Here is a 22,202-nt window from a genome sequence, read left to right on the forward strand (position 1 = left end):
GGTCTCACGTGGGAGGTCGATTACTTGGCTGCGTCCAGAGCGGCCGTGACCGTGTCGAGCAGCTCGTTCCACGAGACGATGAACTTGTCGACGCCCTCGGACTCGAGCACGCCCACGACGTCGTCGTAGTCGACGCCGACGGCCGCGATGGCGTTCATGACTTCGTTCGCCGCGGCGTAGGAGCCGGTGATGGTGTCGCCGGTGATGACGCCGTGGTCGAACGTCGCCTCGAGCGTCTTCTCGGGCATCGTGTTGACGACGTCGGCCGCGACGAGCTCGACCACGTAGGTCGTGTCGGGCACGGACGGGTCCTTGACGCCGGTCGACGCCCAGAGCGGACGCTGCTTGTTCGCACCCGCGGCCAGGAGGCCGGTGGCGCGCTCGGTGGCGAACGCCTGCTCGTACACCTCGTAGGCGAGCTGGGCGTTGGCGACGCCGGCCTTCGACTTGAGGGCCTTGGCCTCGTCGGTGCCGACCGCCTCGAGGCGCTTGTCGATCTCGGTGTCGACGCGCGACACGAAGAACGAGGCGACCGAGTGGATCTTCGACAGGTCTTTGCCCGCTGCCTTGGCCTGCTCGAGGCCGGTGAGGTAGGCGTTGATGACCGCGCGGTAGCGCTCGAGCGAGAAGATCAGGGTCACGTTGACGCTGATGCCCTCGGCGATCGTGGCGGTGATGGCCTCGAGGCCCTCGACGGTGGCGGGGATCTTGATGAGGACGTTCTCGCGGTCGACCTTGGTGAACAGCGCCTTGGCCTGCTCGATCGTGCCCTGGGCGTCGTGCGCGAGGCCCGGCTCGACCTCGATCGAGACGCGGCCGTCGAAGCCCTTGGTCGAGTCGTAGATCGGCTTGAAGATGTCGCACGCGTTGGCGACGTCGTCGGTCGTGATCTCGAAGACGGCATCGGTGACGCCGGTGCCGGCCTTGGCCAGCTCGGCGACCTGGGCGTCGTACGCCTCGCCCTTGGCGAGGGCGCCGGCGAAGATCGTCGGGTTGGTGGTGACGCCGACGACGTTGCGGTCGGCGATGAGCTTCTGCAGGCCCTGCGACTCGATGCGCTCGCGCGACAGGTCGTCGAGCCAGATGCTCACGCCCGCGGCCGAGAGGGCCGCGGTGGGCGTGGTAGCGGTGGTCTGGGTGTCAGTCATTTCTTCTCTTCTTTCGACGTGTTCTCTGTCGTCGGCCGGCTCAGAGAGCGGCCAGCGAGTTGAGCGAGTCCTTGGCAGCCGCGACGGCGTGCTCGGTGGTCATGCCGAACTCCTTGAACAGGGTCTTGTAGTCGGCCGAGGCACCGAAGTGCTCGATCGACACGGAGCGACCGGCGTCGCCGACGTAGTTCTTCCAGCCGAGCGCGATGCCGGCCTCGATCGAGACGCGAGCCTTGACGGACGACGGGAGCACCGACTCCTTGTACTCGTCGCTCTGCTCCTCGAACCAGTCGAGGCTCGGGGCCGAGACGACGCGGGCGTTGATGCCCTCGCCGCGCAGCACCTCGCGGGCCTCGAGAGCGATCTGCACCTCGGAGCCGGTGGCGATGAAGATGACGTCGGCCGAGCCGTTCGGCGCCTCGGCGAGCACGTAGGCGCCCTTCGAGGCGTACTTGGCCGAGGCGAGCGTGTCGCCGGTGGCCTCGCCCTCGCCGCGCTCGAACACGGGGAGGTTCTGGCGGCTGAGCGCCAGGCCCTCCGGGCCCGAGAAGCGCTGGAGCACGGTGAGCCAGGCGTACGAGGTCTCGTTGGCGTCGGCCGGGCGGACCACGGACATGCCGGGGATCGCACGGAGCGCCCAGAGCTGCTCGATCGGCTGGTGCGTCGGGCCGTCCTCGCCGAGCGCGACCGAGTCGTGCGTCCACACGTAGGTGGCCGGCGCCTTCATGAGCGCGGCGAGACGCACGGCCGGGCGCATGTAGTCGGAGAAGATGAGGAAGGTGCCGCCGAAGGGCCGGGTGTTGCCGTGGAGGACGATGCCGTTGAGGATCGCGCCCATGGCGTGCTCGCGGATGCCGAAGTGCAGCACGCGGCCGTACTCGTTGCCCGTCCACTCGTGGGTCGACCACTCGGTCGGGACGAACGAGCGGGCACCCTCGATGGTGGTGAGGTTCGACTCGGCGAGGTCGGCCGAGCCGCCCCAGAACTCGGGGAGCAGCGGGGCGATCGCGTTGATGACCTTGCCGGAGGCGGCACGGGTCGAGACCTCCTTGCCGGGCTCGAAGACGGGCAGCGCCGCCTCGAGGCCCTCGGGCAGGTCGCCGGCGAGCATGCGGTTGAGCAGGGCGTTCTTCTCGGGGTTGGCCGCAGCCCACGCCTCGAGCTTCTCGTTCCACTCGGCGTGCTGCGCCTGGCCGCGCTCGACGGCCTGGCGGGTGTGCTCGAGCACGGCCGGGTCGACATCGAACGACTTCTCGGGGTCGAAGTCCAGGACCTTCTTGAGGGCCGCGATCTCGTCGGCGCCGAGAGCGGAACCGTGCGACTTGCCGGAGCCCTGCTTGGTGGGCGACGGCCACGCGATGATGGTCTTCAGGATGATGAGCGACGGCTTGTCGGTGATGCCCTTCGCGCGCTCGATGGCGTCGAACAGCTCCTGCACGTCTTCGACGTACTCGCCGGTCTTCTTCCAGTCGACGACCTGGACGTCCCAGCCGTAGGCCTCGTAGCGCTTGTGGACGTCCTCGGTGAAGGCGATGTTGGTGTCGTCCTCGATCGAGATCTGGTTCGAGTCGTAGATCGCGATGAGGTTGCCGAGCTGCTGGTGGCCGGCGAGCGAGGCGGCCTCGCTGGTGACGCCCTCCTGCATGTCGCCGTCACCGGCGATGACGTAGACGAAGTGGTCGAAGGGGCTGGTGCCCGCTGCGGCCTCGGGGTCGAAGAGACCGCGCTCGAAACGGGCCGCATATGCGAAACCGACGGACGAGGCCAGTCCCTGGCCCAGGGGGCCGGTGGTGATCTCGATGCCGTCGGTGTGGCCGTACTCGGGGTGGCCCGGGGTCTTGGAGCCCCAGGTGCGGAGCGCCTCGAGGTCCTCGAGCTCGAGGCCGTAGCCGCCGAGGTAGAACTGGATGTACTGGGTGAGGGAGGAGTGCCCGACCGAGAGGATGAAGCGGTCGCGACCGATCCAGGTGCTGTCGCTCGGGTCGCGGTGCATCACCTTCTGGAACAGGAGGTAGGCCGCGGGGGCCAGGCTCATCGCGGTTCCGGGGTGGCCGTTGCCGACCTTCTGGACCGCGTCGGCCGCGAGGACGCGGACCGTGTTGACTGCCTTTTCGTCAATGGAATCCCATTGCAGATCTGCCACGTGAAGATGACCCTTCTAGATGCGAGATTGCGCGGGTCTTGCTCCCGCGCGGACAGCGCCTGCCGAGACATCGTCGGCTCGACCTTGTTATCGGCCCGGCTGGAGGGTGCGGTCTCGATCTGACATCGCCGGAATCGGATGTCGCCCGATTCTGACTCGCACTGAAGCGTCGACGTCGTGAACGACATCGACACGGTCAGTGATCGGCGCCTGTGCCCTGCAACTGGCAAGCACCTGCCAGTATAGGGACGTCCGGGGTGCGACCGCCCTCCGTGACGTCCCCCGTATCGCCGTCAGCGTAGACATTCATCACTTAGACTTGCTCGCGACACAGCATCGCCGGTTTTGAGGACGCATGACAGCTATCGACACCCGCTCCACACCCGCAGGGGAGCGCCCCACGTGGCGGCGGATAGGCGTCAAGCGCAAGGTCCGGGCCTACGTCTCGCTGACCAAGCCGCGCGTCATGGAGCTCCTGCTCGTCACCACCGCGCCGACCATGTTCCTCGCGCAGGGCGGCATCCCGAACCTCTGGCTCGTCGCCGCCACCCTCATCGGCGGCGCCCTGAGCGCCGGCAGCGCCTCCTCGTTCAACTGCTACATCGACCGCGACATCGACCGCCAGATGAAGCGCACCGCCGATCGCGCGCTCGTCACCGGCGACGTCACCGACCGCGAGGCCCTCGTCTTTTCGTACGTCATGGGCGTGGCCTCGACGATCTGGCTGGCGCTGACGGTCAACCTGCTCGCGGCCGCACTGTCGCTGTTCGCGATCCTCTTCTACGTCGTCGTCTACACGCTGTGGCTCAAGCGCCGCACGCCCCAGAACATCGTCTGGGGCGGGATCGCGGGCTGCATGCCCGTGCTGATCGGGTGGGCGGCCGTGACGGGCACGCTGGGCTGGGCTCCGCTGATCCTGTTCGGCATCATCTTCCTCTGGACCCCGCCGCACTACTGGCCGCTGTCGATGCGCTACCGCGACGACTACGCGTCGGTGAAGGTGCCCATGCTCGCGGTCGTCCGCGGCCGCGCGCACGTCGGCCTGCAGGTGATCCTGTATGCCTGGGCGACCGTGGCATGCTCGCTGCTGCTCGTGCCGGTGGCCCACATGGGCGTGTTCTACACGGTCGTCGCGCTGGCGGCGGGCGCCTGGTTCATCGTCGAGTCGCACCGCCTCTACGGCCGCGCCATTCAGCCGGTGGCCGAGGTCAAGCCGATGAAGGTCTTCTTCGCCTCCATCACCTACCTCACGCTGATCTTCCTGGCGGTCGGCATCGATCCGCTGCTGCCGCACCTTTTGTAGTTGTCTCAGTCGGCGGTGCTCATCAACGGGGCACCGGGTTCTGGAAAGACGACCCTCGCCCGGCTCCTGGGCCCTGAGCTGGGCCGGACCGTGCTGTCGAAAGACGCGGTCAAAGAAGCCCTCGCCGATGCCGTCGCTGCGCGGCTGCCGACGCGAGAGTTGGGCGCGCTGGCATCCGACGCGATGTGGCGTCTCGCGGCCCTCGTCGACGGCCCCGTCGTCGTCGAATCGTTCTGGGCGGCCGATCGCGACGAGGCATTCCTGGCCGAGGGGCTCCGGATCGCCGGAATCACGTCCGGTGTCGAGGTCTACTGCGAGGCGCCCCTGCCCATGATGCGCGCGCGGTTCGTCGACCGTGAGCGGCACGCCGCTCATGACGACGCCCTGCGCCTGGACGAGTGGGAGCACCTCGCCGCCGTGGCCAGGCCGCTGTCGGGCTTCCCCGTGCTGCGCGTCGACACATCCGCGCCCGTCGACGTGGCGGCCGTCGCCGTCGCCGTCCGCGAGACCCTCGGCTAGCGGACGGCGGCAGCGGCAGCGGCGTCAGCAGGCGCCGCGGTGAGGTCGACGTCGGACTGCAGCGTGTGCCCCACGGCCGTCATCGCCGACACGAGCAGCGCCGCGAGCACCAGGTGCGCGCCGACGAGCAGCGACGGAAGCCCCGTGTTGGCCTGGATCAGGCCCACGGCGATCTGCGCGACCTCGACGGCGAGCAGCATCGTGACGAGGCGCCGGGGGAGCCCCAGCCGATAGGTGGCGATCACCAGCAGGATCGTGAGACCGAACACGGCGAACGCCGGCACGGCGTGGACCACCTCGATCACCCGGGGGTCGAGCCCGTTGCGGTGGGTGTGCGCGTCGCCGGCGTGTGGGCCGGCTCCTGTGGTCAGGATGCCCAGCACCACCGTGATCGCGACGAAGACGGCCGTGACCCGCGCGACGTTCGCGAACCACGCCGGCGTGGCGGCGGACGTGCCGCGCGGCCCGTGCGTGACGCGGTAGACGAGCGTGGTCGCGATACGGACCAGAATCATCGACACGATGAAGTGCGACCCGACGACGTAGGGGTTGAGCTTGGCCAGGACGCTGATGCCGCCGAGCACGGCCTGGAACGGGATCGACATGCCCTGGATGAAGGTGAGCCAGAAGAGGTCGCGGCGGACCTTCCGGAATCGCAGGATGCTGAGGAACGCCGCGATCACGACGATCACCAGGACGAACGTGAGCATCCTGTTGCCGAACTCGATGACCCCGTGATACCCCATCGCGGGCGTGGTCACGAAGGAGCCGTCACCGCACTGCGGCCACGTCGGGCAGCCGAGACCCGACCCTGTGAGGCGAACGAGACCCCCCGTGCCCACGAGGACGATCTGGCAGACGAGGGACGCCCAGGCCACGACGACCACGCGGCGGTCGACGCCCGACGGCAACCACGACCACACGGTCGACCAGAGCCGGCCGAGGGGTTTCATCGACGTTGCCTGTGCATTGCTCACCTGGTGGTGCCCTTCGTTCCCTTTGCTGTGCGGACCTGTAGAATCGACTGGTTCAGGAAACGACAGACCCGTTGTCTCAAGTCTACGGACGCCGGTCTGAGCGACCGCCTGAGTCCGCCCCGCCGCCGACGGCGAGGGTGTCGCCCCGCATGAGGGAATGCCGCAACGAGCGTGAAGGTTCGAGCCGGCAGAGAAAGAGGTAGCTATGTCCGACGTGCTGATCGACCGCCCCGAGCTCGAAGGGCTCGGCCAATACGAGTTCGGCTGGGCCGACTCCGACGAGGCGGGCGCCTCCGCCCGTCGCGGCATCAACGACGAGGTCGTCACCGACATCTCGAACCTCAAGAGCGAGCCCGAGTGGATGCTCAAGAACCGCATCAAGGGCCTCCGGCTCTTCGAGAAGAAGCCCATGCCGACGTGGGGCGCCGACCTCTCGGGCATCGACTTCGACAACATCAAGTACTTCGTCCGCTCGACCGAGAAGCAGGCCGCGTCGTGGGAGGAGCTCCCCGACGACATCAAGGCGACCTACGAGAAGCTCGGCATCCCGGAGGCCGAGCGCAACCGTCTCGTCGCCGGCGTCGCCGCCCAGTACGAGTCCGAGGTGGTCTACCACCAGATCCGCGAAGACCTCGAGGCCCAGGGCGTGATCTTCATGGACACCGACACCGCGCTCCGCGAGCACCCCGAGTTCTTCGAGGAGTACTTCGGCACGGTCATCCCGGCCGGCGACAACAAGTTCGCGGCGCTGAACACGGCGGTGTGGTCGGGCGGCTCGTTCGTGTACGTGCCGAAGGGCGTCCACGTCGAGATCCCGCTCCAGGCCTACTTCCGCATCAACACCGAGAACATGGGCCAGTTCGAGCGCACGCTGATCATCGCCGACGAAGACAGCTACGTGCACTACATCGAGGGCTGCACGGCCCCGATCTACAAGTCCGACTCGCTGCACTCGGCCGTCGTCGAGATCATCGTGAAGAAGAACGCCCGCGTGCGCTACACGACGATCCAGAACTGGTCGAACAACGTCTACAACCTCGTCACGAAGCGCGCCATCGCGCACGAGGGCGCCACCATGGAGTGGATCGACGGCAACATCGGCTCCAAGGTGACGATGAAGTACCCGTCCATCTACCTCGTCGGCGAGCACGCCAAGGGCGAGACGCTCTCCGTCGCGTTCGCGGGCCCGGGCCAGCACCAGGACGCCGGCGCGAAGATGATCCACATGGCGCCGTACACGACGTCGTCGATCGTCTCGAAGTCGATCGCGCGCGGCGGCGGCCGCGCCGGCTACCGCGGCGAGGTCCGCGTCGACGAGGGCGCTCACCACGCCGCCAACACGGTGCGCTGCGACGCGCTCCTGGTCGACACCGTCTCGCGCTCCGACACGTACCCGGCCATCGACATCCGCGTCGACGACGTCCAGCTCGGCCACGAGGCCACGGTCTCGCGCGTCTCGGAAGAGCAGCTCTTCTACCTCATGTCGCGCGGCATGGCGGAGGACGAGGCGATGGCGATGATCGTCCGCGGCTTCATCGAGCCGATCGCCCGCGAGCTCCCGATGGAGTACGCACTTGAATTGAACAAGCTCATCGAGATGAGCATGGAAGGATCCGTCGGCTAGATGTCCGCCACTCCCGCACCAACCACAGCCACGACGGACTCCCGCGACGATCTCGTCCAGCACGGGGCGAAGGCCCACAGCGACGGCGGCTGGGACGCCTCCGACCGCAAGGTGCCGGTGCAGACGCGCTCCGAGAGGTTCGCGTCCACCGATCCTGCCGCCTTCCCCGACGTCACCGGCCGCGAGGTCGACTGGAAGCTCAGCCCGGTCGCGAACCTCCGTCACCTGATCGACGGCCCGCTCGACGGCAGCCCGTACGCCTACCTCGCCCGCGAGACGCCTGGCGCGAGCGTCGACTGGGTGTCGCCGTCGCACGAGCTGGTCGGCCGCGCCGGCACTCCCGAAGACAAGGCGTCCGCCAACGCCTGGTCGAGCGTCGAGAACGTCCTGCTGATCACCGTGAAGGGCGACGAGCCGACCACGATCACCGTGGGCCGCTCCGGACTCGACGACCAGCCCCGCGCCGGTCACACCGTGATCCACGCCGAGGCGAACTCGTCCGGTCTCGTGATCCTGCTGAACTCGGGCGCCGCGAACCTCGTCGAGAACGTCGAGATCGTGGTCGACGAGGGCGCGCACCTCACGATCGTGAGCGTGCAGGAGTGGGACGACGAGGCGATCCACCTCGGCAGCCACTTCTCGCGTGTCGGCCGCGACGCGCAGCTGAAGCACTTCGTCGTCAGCCTCGGCGGCAAGGTCGTCCGGATCAACCCGTCGGCGCACCTCGCCGAGCAGGGCGCCGACGCCGACCTGAACGGCGTGTACTTCGCCGACGCCGGTCAGCACCTCGAGCAGCAGGTCTACGTCAACCACGACGCCCCCAACACCAAGAGCCGCGTCAACTACAAGGGCGCGCTGCAGGGCGAGGGCGCGCGCACGGTCTGGATCGGCGACGTCCTCATCGGCCGCACCGCCCCCGGCACCGACAGCTACGAGCAGAACCGCAACCTCGTGCTGTCTGAGGGCACCCGCGCCGACTCGATCCCGAACCTCGAGATCGAGACCGGCGACATCCTCGGCGCCGGCCACGCGTCCGCCACGGGCCGCTTCGACGACGAGCACCTGTTCTACCTCGAGTCGCGCGGCATCCCCGAAGACGAGGCCCGCCGCATCGTGGTGCTCGGCTTCCTCTCCGAGATCGTCCAGCGCATCGGCGAGCAGGGGCTGCAGGATCGCCTGATCGCCGCCCTCGAAGCCGAGCTGGCGGGCGGCGCCGCCGCACGTGCCGAGGCCGACGCGAACGCGGCGACGACGGCATGACCGCGCAGAAGGTCTGCTCCGACGCCGACGTGAGCGTCTCGGAGGCGCTCCGCGTGGTCGTCGACGGCATCCCCGTGGCGGTCGTCCGCGACTCGGCCGGCACCCTGCACGCCCTGGGCGACACCTGCACGCACGGCGACATCTCGCTGGCCGAGGGCTTCGTCGAGGACGACACGATCGAGTGCTGGGCGCACGGGTCGAAGTTCGAGCTCACGAGCGGCAAGCCGCTCACCCTGCCGGCGTACGAGCCGGTCCCCGTCTTCGAGGTCACCGTCCAGGACGGCGACGTCTACGTCGACACCGCGACGCGAGTCGCTGCATCCTGAGTCTTCTTCTTTTCAGTTAGGAACATCAATGTCTACCCTCGAAATCCGCGACCTGCAGGTCTCGATCGACACCGAGCAGGGCTCGAAGCCGATCCTCAAGGGCGTCGACCTCACCATCAAGCAGGGCGAGATCCACGCCGTCATGGGCCCCAACGGCTCCGGTAAGTCGACCCTCGCGTACACGATCGCCGGGCACCCGCGCTACAAGGTCGACGGCGGCTCGATCCGTCTCGACGGCGCCGAGGTGCTCGACATGACGGTCGACGAGCGCGCCAAGGCGGGCCTGTTCCTCGCGATGCAGTACCCGGTCGAGATCCCGGGCGTGACGGTCGCGAACTTCCTGCGCACCGCGAAGACCGCCCTCGACGGCCAGGCTCCGGCTCTCCGCACCTGGGTCAAGGACCTCCGCACCCACATGGCCGACCTCAAGATGGACGCCTCGTTCGCCGAGCGCAACGTCAACGAGGGCTTCTCGGGCGGCGAGAAGAAGCGCCACGAGATCATGCAGCTCGAGCTGCTCAAGCCGAAGTTCGCGATCCTCGACGAGACCGACTCCGGCCTCGACGTCGACGCGCTCAAGATCGTCTCCGAGGGCGTCAACCGCGCCCACGCGGCCACCGGCCTCGGCATCCTGATGATCACGCACTACACGCGGATCCTCCGCTACATCAAGCCCGACTTCGTGCACGTGTTCGTCGACGGCCACGTCGCCGAGCAGGGCGGCCCCGAGCTCGCCGACCGCCTGGAGGAGGAGGGCTACGACAAGTACGTCACGGCCGCCGCTCTCGCCGCAGGTGAGGGTTCGGCGACCGCGCCGACCGACGCGGTCTCGGCGTAGGGTCGCGATCATGCCGAAGGCACTCGCACCCGAGAAGTTCGACTCCGTCGAAGAGGCGCTCAAAGAGGTCATGGACCCCGAGCTGGGCGTCAACGTCGTCGACCTCGGGCTGATCTACGACCTCGCGATGGACGACGAGGTCGAAGACGCGCTCATCATCAGCATGACGCTCACGAGCGCCGGCTGCCCTCTGACCGACGTCATCGAGTCCGAGACGGCCAACGCGCTCGACGGCATCGTCGACGCGTTCCGCATCAACTGGGTGTGGATGCCGCCGTGGGGCCCCGAGCGGATCACCGACGACGGTCGCGACATGATGCGCGCCATCGGCTTCTCGATCTGAGTCGTCTCCGCTGCTCCTGCGCCCCCGCCCGCCTCGTGCCGGCGGGGGCGTCGTCGTCCGCGCACGAGAGAGCCCCCGGTGCTCCTACAGGGCGCAGGAGCAGCGGGGGCTCTCGGGGCTTCGCCGGTACTAGCGGCCGCGACGCGAGTCGAGCGCGCGCGACGCCCGCCACGCGAGCGGCAGAGCGCCCGCGGCGATGGCCCACTTGACGATGCCGCCGACGATGAACGGCGTGAAGCCGGCGGCCAGGACGTCGGCGAACGTGTGGGGGAGATGCAGCTGAGCCAGCGACATCGCGAGGTAGGGCAGGCCCACAGCGAACGGGATCAGCGAGGCGCCGAGGAAGCCGAGCGCCGAGAGCACGACGTGGCGGTCCCAGGATCGCTCGGACAGCCACCCGATGAGGGCCGCGGCCGGGATGAACCCGATCACGAAGCCGAAGCTGGGGATCGCGAGGCTGCCGACCGAGTGGCCGGCGTAGATCGGGGCGCCTAGGAGGCCGATGACCATGTACGCCGTGAGCGACAGCGCGCCGCGGCGGGCGCCGAGCGTGGCGCCGACGAGCATGACCGCGAGGGTCTGCCCGGTGATCGGCACCGGCCACAGCGGGATCTCGACCTGGGCGAGGAGAGCGACGAACGCGACGCCCGCGAGAACGAGGGCAGCGTCGGTGACGACCTTCGGAATCGAGGTGCTTCCGGGCACCAGACGGTCGGCCAGGACGGGTCGCAGAGTCGCGCGGGCGGTGTTCGTCATCGAGTCTCCTAGAATAATCAGGTCGATCGGCGCGTTCTGTGTCGTAGACGGTCCACGCATCGATCCCTTTCATCCTAGGGGCGGCCCACCGGCGGGCGGCGTTGTGGACATCTCCTCAGATGATTGGAACTTTGCTGTGCTTTCCGTGCACGACCTCGAGATCCGCGTGGGCGCTCGCCTCCTGATGAGCGACGTCACCTTCCGGGTCGACAAGGGCGACAAGATCGGCCTGGTGGGCCGGAACGGCGCGGGCAAGACCACGATGACCAAGACGCTGGCCGGCGAGACGCTGCCCACGGGCGGCAAGATCGAGCGGACCGGGGAGATCGGCTACCTGCCGCAGGACCCGCGGAGCGGGAACCCCGAGGATCTCGCGCGGACCCGAATCCTCGACGCCCGCGGGCTCGGTCAGATCCTGCTCGGGATCCAGCAGGCCACGCTCGACATGGGATCGGACGACCCGGCCGTGGCCGAGAAGGCGATGAAGCGCTACGGCGACCTCGACGACCGCTTCAACGCGCTGGGCGGCTACGCGGCCGAGGCGGAGGCGGCGTCGATCGCGTCGAACCTCAGCCTGCCCGACCGCATCCTCGACCAGCCGCTCTCGACCCTCTCGGGTGGTCAGCGGCGTCGCATCGAGCTGGCGCGCATCCTGTTCTCGGCGGCCGAGACGATGATCCTCGACGAGCCGACCAACCACCTCGACGCCGACTCGATCGTGTGGCTGCGCGAGTACCTCAAGACGTACTCGGGCGGCGTGATCGTGATCAGCCACGACATCGAGCTTGTCGACGAGGTCGTCAACCGCGTCTTCTACCTCGACGCGAACCGCCAGCAGATCGACATCTACAACATGGGCTGGAAGCACTACCAGCGCCAGCGCGCCGCCGACGAGGAGCGCCGCAAGAAGGAGCGCGCCAACGCCGAGAAGCAGGCGTCCGCTCTGCAGAAGCAGGCCGCCCGCTTCGGGGCGAAGGCGACGAAGGCCGCCGCGGCGCACCAGATGGTGGCGCGCGCCGAGAAGCTGCTGGCGGGCCTCGAGGAGGTCCGCGCCGTCGACCGCGTGGCCAAGCTGCGGTTCCCGACGCCGGCCGCCTGCGGGCGCACGCCGCTCATGGCGTCGAACCTGTCGAAGAGCTACGGCTCGCTCGAGATCTTCACCGCCGTCGACCTCGCGATCGACCGCGGCTCGAAGGTCGTGATCCTGGGCCTCAACGGTGCCGGCAAGACTACGCTGCTGCGCATCCTCGCGGGTGTCGACGAGCCCGACACCGGGCAGCTCGAACCGGGGCACGGCCTGCGCGTCGGCTACTACGCGCAGGAGCACGAGACCATCGACGTCAAGCGCAGCGTGCTCGAGAACATGGTGTCGTCGTCGCCGAACATCACCGAGACCGAGGCGCGGCGCGTGCTGGGATCGTTCCTCTTCACGGGCGACGACTCCGCGAAGCCCGCCGGGGTGCTGTCGGGCGGCGAGAAGACCCGTCTCGCGCTGGCGATGATCGTGGTGTCAGGAGCAAACGTGCTGCTGCTCGACGAGCCGACCAACAACCTCGACCCGGCTTCGCGACTCGAGATCCTCGACGCTCTCAACAACTACGAGGGCGCCGTGGTGCTCGTGAGTCACGACGAGGGTGCGGTCGAGGCGCTGAACCCCGAGCGTGTGCTCATCATGCCCGAGGGCACCGAAGACCACTGGACCAAGGACTACGCGGATCTGATCACTCTGGCGTAGCGCCGTCGTCCGGCTGCCCTCGCCTTTCCGGCCTACGCGCCGTGCCTAAGACACGCGCCTAGTCCGAAACTACGCGGATAGTCCGGCGGCCCGCATCAGCAGAACTCGCCGGGCTTGCCCTTCGTGTAGGTGACGTCGATCTCGCCGACGACGCCGTGCTCGTCGAGCACGAAGGTGAGCCAGCGGCCGGACGAGTCCTCGATGCCGTACGTCTCGCCGAACGTGCTGGTCGTGCCGACGGTCGTGCTGAGCGACTCGATGTCCGGGTAGGTCGCCAGGAGGGCGGCCTGCGTCGATCCCAGTCCAATGCCCGACGGCGTCTTGGGCGAGTCCGCTGCAGGCGACGTGCCGAGCGCGCCGATCATGATGAGGTCGATCCGGTCGCCCGAGAAGGCCTGCGTCGTGAGCTTCGGGTCGCCGCCGCCGTGCGGCGTGTAGAAGTCGACGGGGCACGCGTAGGCCTGGCGCGCGACGCTGTAGGCCGAGGCGGCAGCCGCAGCCGCAGCCGTCTGGCTCCCACCGAGGGCGATCGGACCGATGCCGGCGGTCGTGATGGTCCAGCTCGACGGGTCGACCGGCAGCGGCGTCGCCGTGCCCGCCGGCTCGGAGGTCGGGCCGGGGGCCGAGGTCTTCGACGGGCCCGCCGACGGGACGGTCGAGGGCGCAGGAGCCGAGGTGACGGGCACGGGCACCGCCACAGGGCCCTGCGTCGACGCTCCGCCGCCCAGGGCGGCGTAGGCGAGGCCCCCGCCGCCCAGCACCACGACTGCACTCGCGGCGATCGCCGTGAAGCGGAGCACGCGCCGACGGCGGATCGCCGGAGCGGCGGCGGCGTGCTCCTGCGCCTGATCGTGGACGAGGCGCCGGACCGCGGCGCGGCGGACGGGGTCGATGTAGTCGGGTGCGGGTGTGGCGTTCATTGGTGTTCTCCCATCGTGGCGATGGCGGACAAGGAGGGGGCCAGGTCGGGCCCGGTGAGCGTGGCGAGGCGACGCTTGGCGCGGGAGAGACGCGACTTGACGGTGCCGACGGGCACGCGCAGCACGTCGGCGGCCTGCTGCAGGGGGAGCTCGTGGACGACGCAGAGGGTGAGGACGTCGCGGTCGTTCGGCGCGAGCTGCGCGAACGCGGCCCGGAGGCGCGACTCCCGCCCACTCGAGTCGATGCGGTCGAGCACGTCGTCGGTGGAGTCGTCGACGCTCTCCTGGAGGGGGAGCTTCGCCATCGCGACCCGGTGTCTGCGGGCGGAACGGCTGGCGTTCGCCGAGACGTAGTTCGCGGTGACGAGCAGCCACGGCAGCACCGAGCCGTCGACGACGCGGACGTGCGCCCGTCGCCGCCACGCCTCGAGGAAGACCAGCGCCGCGACGTCCTCGGTGTCGTGGACGGTCGGCGCCAGCCTCAGCGAGTGACGGTAGACGCGGTCGTAGTGGCGGTCGTAGATCTCCGTGAACGCGTCGGCGTCGCCGTCGCGTGCGCGGTTCCAGACGACCTCGTCGTCGGGTGGTGTGGTGCCCGGCATGCTTCCCCCTGTGGTGGTTCCTTTCTCTGGTGTGTCCGCTGCCCGAGAAAGGTTCCACCCGTCGGGAAGGCTAGCCGCAGAACTCCGGCGGGATGTAGTTGTCGGAGCTCACGAACATCGCCTGAACCGTGGCCGAGGCGTTGTCGACCTCGAAGTCGATCCAGTGACCGGCCCCGTCGGAGAGGCCGTAGCCGGTCTCGCTCGGATACGTCGAGACCGACACCAGCCCCGAGTACGTCGAACGGAGTTCGTCGGACGTGGACCCGATGTGGATCCCGTGGGGCGTCGCCAGGGTGCCCGTGGACGAGTTGGCCGCGACCAAGCCGTCGACCGCCACGTAGCCCACCGTGCTGGGGCTGCTCAGGCCGACCACGATCTGCGTGCCGTCCGGCAGATCGTAGAAGTGGGTGCCCTGCACGAGACCGCCGCCGCAGTCCGTGACGGTCAGGCCGGCCGCCTTGGCGATGGCGTCGGCGTCCGCCAGCGGCATGCCCGGCTTCAGCGGCCCGATGCCGGCGGTCGTGATCTGCCAGGTGTCGACGTCGGTCGGAGTGTTCGCCGTCGGCGTCGGCGTCGGTACGGGCGACGCCGAGCCGGCCGGGTCGACGATGCCGTTCGAGTCGGTGGGCTGCGGCGTGATCGAGGGGCGCGACGAGGGCTGCGACGTGGGCACGGCGATGTTGCCGCCGGGATCGTGCGACGCGGTGCCGCGCGTGGCCGCGAAGCCGATGCCCGCCGCGGCGACGACGCAGACGGTGGCGAACGACGCGATCAGGATTCCGCGGGTGCGCTTGCGTGTGCGGGTGATGCGGCGCGCGTCGGCGTCGTCCGCGAGAGCGCCGCGGAGCATGCTCTCGATGGCGTCGCCGCGGCGAGGGTCGAGCGGGGGAGTGGAGAACGAGGAAGTCATCGGGTACCTCCGAGGGTCGACGCCGAGGCGCCCGTGTCGGAATCGGGAGAAGTCGAGGAGAGGTCGAGGCCGAGGTCGGTCCCGGCCGCGAGGGTGAGGTCGGCGAGCCGCTTCTTGGCCCGCGAGAGGCGTGACTTGACGGTGCCGACCGGCACGTCGAGGGCGGTCGCGGCGTCGGCGAGCGAGTACTCGTAGACGACGCAGAGCGTGAGCACGTCGCGGTCGTTGGGCGAGAGCCTGAGGAACGCGGCGCGGAGCGCACTCTCGCGACCGGTCGAGTCCCAGCGCGTCAGGACCTCGTCGGAGTGGTCGTCGGCGTGCTCCTGCGGCGACAGCTTGCTCATCGCGATGCGGTGACGCCGTCTCGACCGGTCGACGTTGCGGGAGACGAGGTTGGTGCAGACCAGCAGCCAGGCCAGGATCGACCCGTCGACCAGGCGCACGTTCGATCGGCGGCGCCACGCCTCGAGGAAGACGAGCGCGGTGACGTCTTCGGCGTCGTGGCTCGAGCGAGTCAGGCGCAGGGCCTGACCGTAGATGCGGTCGCGATGCTCGCGGAAGAGCGTGGCGAACGACGAGTCGTCGCCTTCTCGGGCTCGCTCCCAGATGGTGATCTCATCGGGCAAGGCTGTGTACCCCCAGTGGTTCTGTGATCGCAGTGCGTGTGGTGACTGCACGACCACTGATGTCCGCTGACGCGAAAAGGTTCCACCCTGCTCGGGAAGGTCAGCGGCCGATCATGGTGCCGGGCCGCGACGAGGAGTACCCGGCCTCGTCGAGCTCGTGGTCTTCGATGTCGGCGTCGGTCGGGCCGCGCTTCTGACGCTTGCGCTCTCGCTCCTCCTCGAGCCAGCGCTGGTCTTCCTCGTCGCTGTAGCGGGCGTCGTACTCCTGCCGGATCACGTAGATGAGGAACCCGAAGGCGGCCAGGGCGAACATGACCCACTGGATCGCATACGACAGGTTGAGCGACCAGTCGACCTGAGGCTTGAGGGCGGGCTTCGGCAGGTTCGCGGCGCCGGGCGACGGCGTCTCGCTCTTCAGCTTGCCGTAGGCGGCGGTGTACGCGGTCAGGCCGGTCTTCTTCGCGATGTCGGCCGGCTGGATGCGGGCGACCTCGTTGACGCCCTTCGGGTCGGTCCGGCCCGGCACATCGCCCTGCGCGGGCGCGAGTCGAGCCACGACCGTGACCTCGCCTTTCGGCGGCGTCGGGATGGAATCGGGGTAGTCGTGGTCGTTGCCGGTGGCGACCCAGCCTCGGTCGATGATGAAGACGCGGCCCGAGGCGAGCTGGAGCGGCACGAGCACGTCGAAGCCCGGGTAGCCGTTGTAGCTGATGTCGCGGGCGAGGTAGGTCTTCGACGTCAGATAGTGGCCGGTGAGCCTGAGGGGCTTGAACTCGTCGGACGAGTCGTAGGAGTGAAGCGTCGGAAGCACGCTGTCGATCGACACCGGCTTCGCGTTGTAGTTCGCGTCGAGCTTGTCTTGGAGCGCGAGGTTCTCAGACCGGCGATCCCACTGCCAGTGCGACAGCAGCACGCAGATGATGGCGAACGCGACCGCGATGCCGAGATAGCCCAGCCACTTCTTCGACAGGACGAAGCGCCACTCCCTCACGAGCTCGCCTCCGCTCCGACCCGTTCGACGGTCTCGCCCAGTGCGGTGACGACGACGGGGAAGTCGCGCGACCGCAGAAAACCTTCGAGATATTCTACGTGGCTCTCGCAGGCCGCCCACGTCTTCACGCGTTCGGGGCCGTGGATGCGCGGGTTCCTCCAGTGGACCGCCCGGGTGGCGTCGAGCCTGCACCCGGCGCGAGAGCACTGCGGGGTCGACGGCCCCTCCGAGCCCAGGATCACGCGACGGCCTTCACGGTCACTCGCGCGGCCGCGGCTGGACGTTCGCGGCGTCCCGCGCCGCCGCGGCCTGCCGCGCGCGCTCGATCCGCTCGGCCTGCTGGTCGCGGGACTCGGGCTGCGTGTGCGGGGCGGCGTCGCCCGACGACGCGGGCTGGGCGCGACGCGGCTCCGTGCCGGGGGCGTAGGCGGCGTAGTAGACGCGGGGCTCTTCGGGCGCCGAGCGATTCTGCTCCTGCGCGCGGCGGCGGCGGTCGGCGTTCGCGTCGCGCCCGGACTGCCCTGGGGCGGCGTCGGCGGGGCGTGGGGGAGCAGGGGTGTCGCGCGGGGTCTCGTCGGCGCCGTCGGCGTGTGGCGCTGCTCCTGCGCCCTGGGGGTCGTAGCCGGTGAACTCGGTCGGGCGGTACAGCTCGACGCCGCCCGGGCGCTCGACCTCGCCCGCGGTGCCGTCGTGGCCCGCGTTCGCGATGACGACGGCGAAGTAGGGCAGCACGACCGCGGCGATGGCCGGGGCGAGACGCCACCAGCCGGGCACGAAGAAGACGGCGATCACACAGATCGTGCGGATGCCCATCGAGATCGCATAGCGGACCATGCGCGCCCGCTGCTCGTCGCGGGGAGCCGGGGGCAGGCTCGTGATCGTGTTCGAACCGCCGTTCAGCGGTGTCACGCGCGACTTCTTGCTCTTGATCTTCATACGCTCACGGGCTCGGGTGGCATCGCGGTCGGATGCACGCTCCATGGTAAGTCGTTCTCGGGTGGGTGGAGCCTCGACAGTAGGCTTGTCGGCGGCCCTGGCGCTTCGCGGCGGTCGGGGTCGCTCGACATCGAACGACATGGCGCGAGTTGCGCGACGCGTTCTTCCCGGCTTCTTGGAGAGACTCATGACCACACCCCGCACCGTCCTGGTCACCGGCGGCAACCGCGGCATCGGCTTCGCCATCGCTCAGCAGTTCCTCGCCGACGGCCACCGCGTCGCCGTCACCGCGCGATCGGGTCAGGGGCCCGAGGGGGCTCTCACGGTGCACGCCGAGATGACCGACAGCGCCTCGATCGACGCCGCGTTCACGCAGATCGAGCAGGAGCTCGGCGCCGTCGAGGTCGTCGTCGCCAACGCCGGCATCACGAAGGACACCCTGCTCATGCGCATGTCGGACGACGACTTCACGTCGGTGCTCGACACCAACCTCGGCGGGGCCTTCCGCGTCGTCAAGCGCGCGTCGAAGGGCATGCTCAAGGCCCGCTTCGGACGAATCGTGCTCATCTCGAGCGTCGTCGGACTCTACGGCGGCGCCGGCCAGGCGAACTACGCCTCGTCGAAGAGCGGCCTCGTCGGCTTCGCCCGGTCGATCACGCGCGAGCTCGGCGCCCGCGGCATCACGGCGAACGTCGTCGCCCCGGGCTTCATCGAGACCGACATGACGGCCGTGCTGCCGGAGGCCCAGCAGGCCGAGTACAAGAAGTCGATCCCGGCCGGCCGGTTCGGCACGACCGACGACGTCGCACGGGCTGTGACGTGGCTGGCGTCGGACGACGCGGCGTACATCTCGGGCGCCGTGATCCCGGTCGACGGCGGCCTCGGGATGGGCCACTAGGGGCACTAGGGCCTCTCGATTTGGCGCGCCTGCAGGCCGGGCGCTAGCCGCGGAGGCCCAGCAGCGGGAGCACCTGCGAGAGGTCGCGCACGGGCATCGAGACGTCGGCCGACGCACGGACCTTCGGCTTCGCGTCAAAGGCCACCGACAGGCCCGCGACGCGCATCATCTCGAGGTCGTTCGCGCCGTCGCCGATCGCGACCGTGCGCGGCAACGGGACGCCTGCCTCCTGCGCCCATTCGGTGAGCGCGGCGGCCTTCGCGGCGGCGTCGACGATCGGGCCGTCGACCCTGCCGGTGAGCACGCCCTCGGAGACCTCGAGCCGGTTGGCCCGCCAGAAGTCCAACCCGAGACGCTCGGCGACCGGGTCGAGCAGCTCGTGGAACCCGCCGGAGACGACCCCGACCAGCCCGTCGGCGGCATGGACGCCGGCGATCATGTCGGGAACACCGGGGGTGACCAGGATCCTGCTGCCGACGCTCTCGAACACGCCCTCGTCGACGCCCCGCAGCGTCGCCACCCGCTCGGTGAGCGACTCGGCGAAGTCGAGCTCGCCCGCCATCGCCCGCTTGGTGATCTCGCGCACGGCGTCGTGGCTGCCTGCGACCTCGGCGAGCAGCTCGATGGCCTCGTTCTCGATGAGGGTGGAGTCGACGTCGAGAACTACGAGGAAGCGAGGCACCCAGCCAGGGTAGTGGTGCCGGGCTTCCCATGACGCCGCACAGTTCGCCGAGTGGCAGGAAAGTGCTGATGCGGGCGCCCGGGATCAGCAGTTTCTTGCCACTCGCGGGACGAGGTGAGCGAGCTACTGCTCGACGCGGACGCCCTTGCCGACCACGGTGATGCCGGAGGGGGTGACTGTGAAGCCGCGGGCGCGGTCGGCCTCGGCATCGAGACCGATGTGGGCGCCGTCGGCGATCACGACGTCCTTGTCGAGGATCGCGCGGTTGACGATCGAGTTCTTGCCGACGTAGATGCGGTCGAACAGCACGGAGTCGACGACGCGCGAGCCCGAGTCGAGCGTGTTCCACGGCCCGACGACGCTGCGCTCGATGTGCGAGCCGATCGACACGGTGCCGAGCGACACGATCGACTCGATGAGCGAGCCCGGGTTTCCGTGCGCATCGCGCCCGAACTTGGCCGGCGGCGAGTTGAGCTGCTGGCTGTAGATCGGCCACGACGTGTTGTAGAGGTTGAAGACCGGAAGCGCGGCGATGAGGTCGCGGTGGGCGTCGTAGAACGAGTCGATCGTTCCGACGTCGCGCCAGTAGTAGCGGTCGCGCTCGGTCGACCCGGGAACATCGTTGCGGTTCAGGTCGTACACGGCGCAGTCGCCTCGCGACACGAAGTCGGGGATGATGTCGCCGCCCATGTCGTGGTTCGACGCGGGGTTCTCGCCGTCGCGCAGCACGGCGTCGATCAGCGCGTCGGCGTTGAAGACGTAGTTGCCCATCGACGCGAGCACCTCGTCGGGGGAGTCGGCGAGGCCGACCGGGTTCTTCGGCTTCTCGAGGAACGCGTCGATGAGGGTCGCGTCGTCCTCGTTGGTCTGGATGACGCCGAACTGGTCGGCCAGCGAGATCGGCTGGCGGATCGCGGCGACGGTCGCGCTCTTGCCCGACTCGATGTGCGCCTGCACCATCTGGTCGAAGTCCATGCGGTAGACGTGGTCGGCGCCGACCACGACGACGATGTCGGGCTTCTCGTCGCGGAGCAGGTTGAGGGACTGCAGGATCGCATCCGCCGACCCCGCGAACCACCTCTTGCCGAGGCGCTGCTGCGCGGGGACCGAGGCCACGTAGGCGCCGAGGAGGCCCTCGATGCTCCAGGTCTGCGACACGTGGCGGTCGAGGCTGTGCGACTTGTACTGCGTCAGCACGACGATCTGCCGGAGCCCGGAGTTGATGAGGTTCGACAGCGCGAAGTCGATGAGACGGTAGTTGCCACCGAAGGGGACCGCGGGCTTGGCACGGTCGGCCGTCAGGGGCATCAGCCGCTTGCCCTCTCCGCCGGCGAGAACGATGCCGAAAATCTTCTTCGATGCCATGAGGCCAGAATGGCACGTTCCGCATGAGAACGACTACCGTAAGGGCGTGCGAGTCGATGTGATCTCCAAGGAATACCCGCCCAACGTCTACGGCGGGGCGGGCGTCCACGTCACCGAGCTCGTCAAGGCCCTCCGCGAGAGCATCGAGGTGCAGGTGCGGGCCTTCGGTCAGCCCGTCGACGAGGCGGACACCACCGGGTATCCCGACCTGGCGGAGCTCGACGGCGCCAACGGCGCCCTGAAGACCCTCGGTGTGGATGTCCGGATCGCGCAGGACGTCGCGGGCGCCGACGTCGTCCACTCGCACACCTGGTACGCCAACGCCGCGGGCCAGCTGGCGCAGATGCTGCACGACGTCCCGCACGTGCTGACGGCGCACTCCCTCGAGCCGCTTCGGCCGTGGAAGGCCGAGCAGCTCGGCGGCGGCTATCGCGTGTCGAGCTGGATCGAGCGCCAGGCCTATGAGACCGCCGATCACGTGATCGCGGTCAGCGACGGCATGCGACGCGACATCCTGCGCGCCTACCCGCAGATCGACGAGCAGAAGGTGAGCGTCGTCTACAACGGCATCGACCTCTCCTCCTGGCGTCGCCTCGACGAGCCCGAGCTCGTCCGCTCGCTCGGCATCGACCCCGACCGCCCCGCGGTCGTCTTCGTCGGCCGCATCACCCGCCAGAAGGGCCTGCCGTACCTTCTGCGCGCCGCGGCCCTCCTGCCGCCCGAGGTCCAGCTGATCCTGTGCGCAGGAGCACCGGACACCCCCGAGATCATGGAGGAGGTCACCGGCCTCGTCCGCGAACTGCAGGAGTCGCGCACCGGCGTCGTCTGGATCGAGCGGATCCTGCCCCGCGACGAGCTCTGCGCCGTGCTCTCGGCGTCGACCGTGTTCGTCTGCCCCTCGATCTACGAGCCGCTCGGAATCGTCAACCTCGAGGCCATGGCCTGCGGCCTGCCCGTGGTCGGCACCGCGACCGGCGGGATCCCCGAGGTCGTCGCCGACGGTCTGACCGGGCGTCTCGTGCCGATCGAGCAGGCCACCGACGGCACCGGCACGCCCCTCGACCCGGAGAAGTTCGTGAACGACCTTGCGGCGATCCTCACCCAGACCGTGGCCGACGCCGGCATGGCGTCGCTGATGGGGCAGGCCGGGCGCATGCGGGCCGAACAGGACTTCAGCTGGGCGTCGATCGCCGAGCGGACGCTCGGGGTGTACCGCTCGCTGGCGTAGGTTCGGCGGCCTTCGGCTGCTCCTGCGGCCGTTGTCCACAGGTGTCGGTGAGTCGGGCTTTTCGGTGCGCTC

General features: G+C 69.1%; 22 protein-coding genes. 10 read left to right on the forward strand and 12 right to left on the reverse strand.

Annotated elements, in window-relative coordinates:
* Window positions 1–20: 20 nt before the first annotated feature.
* Complete coding sequence (gene tal, locus C8E83_RS06275) at window positions 21–1,148, reverse strand: transaldolase (protein WP_121368933.1); 1,128 nt, start codon at window positions 1,146–1,148, stop codon at window positions 21–23.
* Between the two features lie 40 nt (window positions 1,149–1,188).
* Complete coding sequence (gene tkt / locus C8E83_RS06280; RefSeq protein ID WP_121368934.1) at window positions 1,189–3,291, reverse strand: transketolase; 2,103 nt, start codon at window positions 3,289–3,291, stop codon at window positions 1,189–1,191.
* Window positions 3,292–3,646: 355 nt separating this feature from the next.
* Here tkt and C8E83_RS06285 point away from each other — a divergent pair, with 355 nt between their 5' ends.
* Together C8E83_RS06285 and C8E83_RS06290 are read left to right on the forward strand one after the other, a co-directional pair.
* Entirely contained in the window at window positions 3,647–4,594 is a 948-nt protein-coding gene (locus tag C8E83_RS06285) for a heme o synthase (RefSeq protein WP_121368935.1), read from the forward strand.
* Window positions 4,595–5,113 (forward strand): P-loop nucleotide/nucleoside kinase family protein, encoded by a 519-nt coding sequence (locus C8E83_RS06290; protein WP_121368936.1) that lies wholly within the window; start codon window positions 4,595–4,597, stop codon window positions 5,111–5,113.
* Here C8E83_RS06290 and C8E83_RS06295 read toward each other — a convergent pair.
* Window positions 5,110–6,066, reverse strand: a complete 957-nt coding sequence (locus tag C8E83_RS06295; protein ID WP_121371770.1) for a COX15/CtaA family protein — start codon at window positions 6,064–6,066, stop codon at window positions 5,110–5,112. The genes C8E83_RS06290 and C8E83_RS06295 overlap by 4 nt on opposite strands.
* Before the next feature lie 229 nt (window positions 6,067–6,295).
* Between C8E83_RS06295 and sufB the strand changes: the two genes are divergently transcribed.
* Genes sufB through C8E83_RS06320 form a run of 5 tightly spaced genes read left to right on the forward strand, consistent with a single transcriptional unit; the run spans window position 6,296 to window position 10,481 of the window.
* A complete protein-coding gene (gene sufB / locus C8E83_RS06300) occupies window positions 6,296–7,714 on the forward strand; it encodes a Fe-S cluster assembly protein SufB (RefSeq protein WP_121368937.1) in 1,419 nt (472 codons plus the stop codon).
* Window positions 7,715–8,974 (forward strand): Fe-S cluster assembly protein SufD, encoded by a 1,260-nt coding sequence (gene sufD, locus C8E83_RS06305; RefSeq protein ID WP_121368938.1) that lies wholly within the window; start codon window positions 7,715–7,717, stop codon window positions 8,972–8,974. It begins immediately after the preceding gene.
* Window positions 8,971–9,300 carry a non-heme iron oxygenase ferredoxin subunit gene (locus C8E83_RS06310; RefSeq protein WP_121368939.1) on the forward strand — a complete coding sequence of 110 codons (330 nt, stop codon included), beginning with the start codon at window positions 8,971–8,973 and terminating at the stop codon, window positions 9,298–9,300. Before sufD ends, C8E83_RS06310 begins: the two co-directional genes overlap by 4 nt.
* A gap of 28 nt (window positions 9,301–9,328) precedes the next feature.
* Window positions 9,329–10,138, forward strand: a complete 810-nt coding sequence (gene sufC, locus C8E83_RS06315; protein WP_121368940.1) for a Fe-S cluster assembly ATPase SufC — start codon at window positions 9,329–9,331, stop codon at window positions 10,136–10,138.
* A 10-nt stretch (window positions 10,139–10,148) separates the two neighbouring features.
* Window positions 10,149–10,481 (forward strand): metal-sulfur cluster assembly factor, encoded by a 333-nt coding sequence (locus C8E83_RS06320; protein WP_121368941.1) that lies wholly within the window; start codon window positions 10,149–10,151, stop codon window positions 10,479–10,481.
* A gap of 129 nt (window positions 10,482–10,610) precedes the next feature.
* Here C8E83_RS06320 and C8E83_RS06325 read toward each other — a convergent pair whose 3' ends face one another.
* Window positions 10,611–11,237 (reverse strand): biotin transporter BioY, encoded by a 627-nt coding sequence (locus C8E83_RS06325; RefSeq protein ID WP_121368942.1) that lies wholly within the window; start codon window positions 11,235–11,237, stop codon window positions 10,611–10,613.
* Window positions 11,238–11,373: 136 nt separating this feature from the next.
* Between C8E83_RS06325 and C8E83_RS06330 the strand changes: the two genes are divergently transcribed.
* Window positions 11,374–12,972, forward strand: coding sequence for an ABC-F family ATP-binding cassette domain-containing protein (locus C8E83_RS06330; RefSeq protein ID WP_121368943.1), 1,599 nt, complete (start codon window positions 11,374–11,376; stop codon window positions 12,970–12,972).
* 95 nt (window positions 12,973–13,067) lie between these two features.
* Here the strand turns inward: C8E83_RS06330 and C8E83_RS06335 are convergent, their stop codons facing one another.
* The 6 genes from C8E83_RS06335 to C8E83_RS06365 form a co-directional block, all read right to left on the reverse strand.
* Entirely contained in the window at window positions 13,068–13,892 is an 825-nt protein-coding gene (locus C8E83_RS06335) for a hypothetical protein (RefSeq protein WP_121368944.1), read from the reverse strand.
* A complete protein-coding gene (locus C8E83_RS06340) occupies window positions 13,889–14,494 on the reverse strand; it encodes an RNA polymerase sigma factor (RefSeq protein WP_121368945.1) in 606 nt (201 codons plus the stop codon). The genes C8E83_RS06335 and C8E83_RS06340 overlap by 4 nt, the downstream gene beginning before the upstream one ends.
* Before the next feature lie 70 nt (window positions 14,495–14,564).
* Window positions 14,565–15,404 (reverse strand): hypothetical protein, encoded by an 840-nt coding sequence (locus C8E83_RS06345; RefSeq protein ID WP_121368946.1) that lies wholly within the window; start codon window positions 15,402–15,404, stop codon window positions 14,565–14,567.
* On the reverse strand, window positions 15,401–16,030 hold the full coding sequence (locus C8E83_RS06350; protein WP_121368947.1) for an RNA polymerase sigma factor: 630 nt from the start codon (window positions 16,028–16,030) through the stop codon (window positions 15,401–15,403). Before C8E83_RS06350 ends, C8E83_RS06345 begins: the two co-directional genes overlap by 4 nt.
* Window positions 16,031–16,130: 100 nt before the next feature.
* A complete protein-coding gene (locus tag C8E83_RS06355) occupies window positions 16,131–17,021 on the reverse strand; it encodes an SURF1 family cytochrome oxidase biogenesis protein (protein WP_170159858.1) in 891 nt (296 codons plus the stop codon).
* Window positions 17,022–17,279: 258 nt separating this feature from the next.
* On the reverse strand, window positions 17,280–17,957 hold the full coding sequence (locus tag C8E83_RS06365) for a DUF3099 domain-containing protein (protein ID WP_121368950.1): 678 nt from the start codon (window positions 17,955–17,957) through the stop codon (window positions 17,280–17,282).
* Between the two features lie 187 nt (window positions 17,958–18,144).
* Here C8E83_RS06365 and fabG point away from each other — a divergent pair, with 187 nt between their 5' ends.
* Complete coding sequence (gene fabG / locus C8E83_RS06370) at window positions 18,145–18,855, forward strand: 3-oxoacyl-ACP reductase FabG (RefSeq protein WP_121368951.1); 711 nt, start codon at window positions 18,145–18,147, stop codon at window positions 18,853–18,855.
* Between the two features lie 43 nt (window positions 18,856–18,898).
* Here the strand turns inward: fabG and serB are convergent, their stop codons facing one another.
* Together serB and C8E83_RS06380 are read right to left on the reverse strand one after the other, a co-directional pair.
* Window positions 18,899–19,537, reverse strand: a complete 639-nt coding sequence (gene serB / locus C8E83_RS06375) for a phosphoserine phosphatase SerB (protein ID WP_121368952.1) — start codon at window positions 19,535–19,537, stop codon at window positions 18,899–18,901.
* Window positions 19,538–19,660: 123 nt separating this feature from the next.
* Window positions 19,661–20,902: a glucose-1-phosphate adenylyltransferase gene (locus C8E83_RS06380; RefSeq protein ID WP_121368953.1), complete on the reverse strand. Its 1,242-nt coding sequence runs from the start codon at window positions 20,900–20,902 to the stop codon at window positions 19,661–19,663.
* A 46-nt stretch (window positions 20,903–20,948) separates the two neighbouring features.
* Here C8E83_RS06380 and glgA point away from each other — a divergent pair, with 46 nt between their 5' ends.
* Window positions 20,949–22,130, forward strand: a complete 1,182-nt coding sequence (gene glgA / locus C8E83_RS06385) for a glycogen synthase (RefSeq protein WP_121368954.1) — start codon at window positions 20,949–20,951, stop codon at window positions 22,128–22,130.
* The last annotated feature ends 72 nt before the right edge of the window (window positions 22,131–22,202 follow it).

It is taken from the genome of Frondihabitans australicus (genome assembly GCF_003634555.1).
Taxonomy (GTDB): Bacteria; Actinomycetota; Actinomycetes; order Actinomycetales; family Microbacteriaceae; genus Frondihabitans; species Frondihabitans australicus.

What these genes read in the sequence shown, in the direction of transcription:
- C8E83_RS06335 (WP_121368944.1), bottom strand. Translation starts at nt 13,892, where the DNA reads ATGAACGCCACACCCGCACCCGACTACATCGACCCCGTCCGCCGCGCC.
- C8E83_RS06285 (WP_121368935.1), top strand. Translation starts at nt 3,647, where the DNA reads ATGACAGCTATCGACACCCGCTCCACACCCGCAGGGGAGCGCCCCACG.
- C8E83_RS06310 (WP_121368939.1), top strand. Translation starts at nt 8,971, where the DNA reads ATGACCGCGCAGAAGGTCTGCTCCGACGCCGACGTGAGCGTCTCGGAG.
- tal (WP_121368933.1), bottom strand. Translation starts at nt 1,148, where the DNA reads ATGACTGACACCCAGACCACCGCTACCACGCCCACCGCGGCCCTCTCG.
- C8E83_RS06380 (WP_121368953.1), bottom strand. Translation starts at nt 20,902, where the DNA reads ATGGCATCGAAGAAGATTTTCGGCATCGTTCTCGCCGGCGGAGAGGGC.
- C8E83_RS06345 (WP_121368946.1), bottom strand. Translation starts at nt 15,404, where the DNA reads ATGACTTCCTCGTTCTCCACTCCCCCGCTCGACCCTCGCCGCGGCGAC.
- C8E83_RS06365 (WP_121368950.1), bottom strand. Translation starts at nt 17,957, where the DNA reads ATGAAGATCAAGAGCAAGAAGTCGCGCGTGACACCGCTGAACGGCGGT.
- sufB (WP_121368937.1), top strand. Translation starts at nt 6,296, where the DNA reads ATGTCCGACGTGCTGATCGACCGCCCCGAGCTCGAAGGGCTCGGCCAA.
- sufC (WP_121368940.1), top strand. Translation starts at nt 9,329, where the DNA reads ATGTCTACCCTCGAAATCCGCGACCTGCAGGTCTCGATCGACACCGAG.
- C8E83_RS06325 (WP_121368942.1), bottom strand. Translation starts at nt 11,237, where the DNA reads ATGACGAACACCGCCCGCGCGACTCTGCGACCCGTCCTGGCCGACCGT.
- C8E83_RS06340 (WP_121368945.1), bottom strand. Translation starts at nt 14,494, where the DNA reads ATGCCGGGCACCACACCACCCGACGACGAGGTCGTCTGGAACCGCGCA.
- C8E83_RS06295 (WP_121371770.1), bottom strand. Translation starts at nt 6,066, where the DNA reads ATGAAACCCCTCGGCCGGCTCTGGTCGACCGTGTGGTCGTGGTTGCCG.
- C8E83_RS06320 (WP_121368941.1), top strand. Translation starts at nt 10,149, where the DNA reads ATGCCGAAGGCACTCGCACCCGAGAAGTTCGACTCCGTCGAAGAGGCG.
- sufD (WP_121368938.1), top strand. Translation starts at nt 7,715, where the DNA reads ATGTCCGCCACTCCCGCACCAACCACAGCCACGACGGACTCCCGCGAC.
- fabG (WP_121368951.1), top strand. Translation starts at nt 18,145, where the DNA reads ATGACCACACCCCGCACCGTCCTGGTCACCGGCGGCAACCGCGGCATC.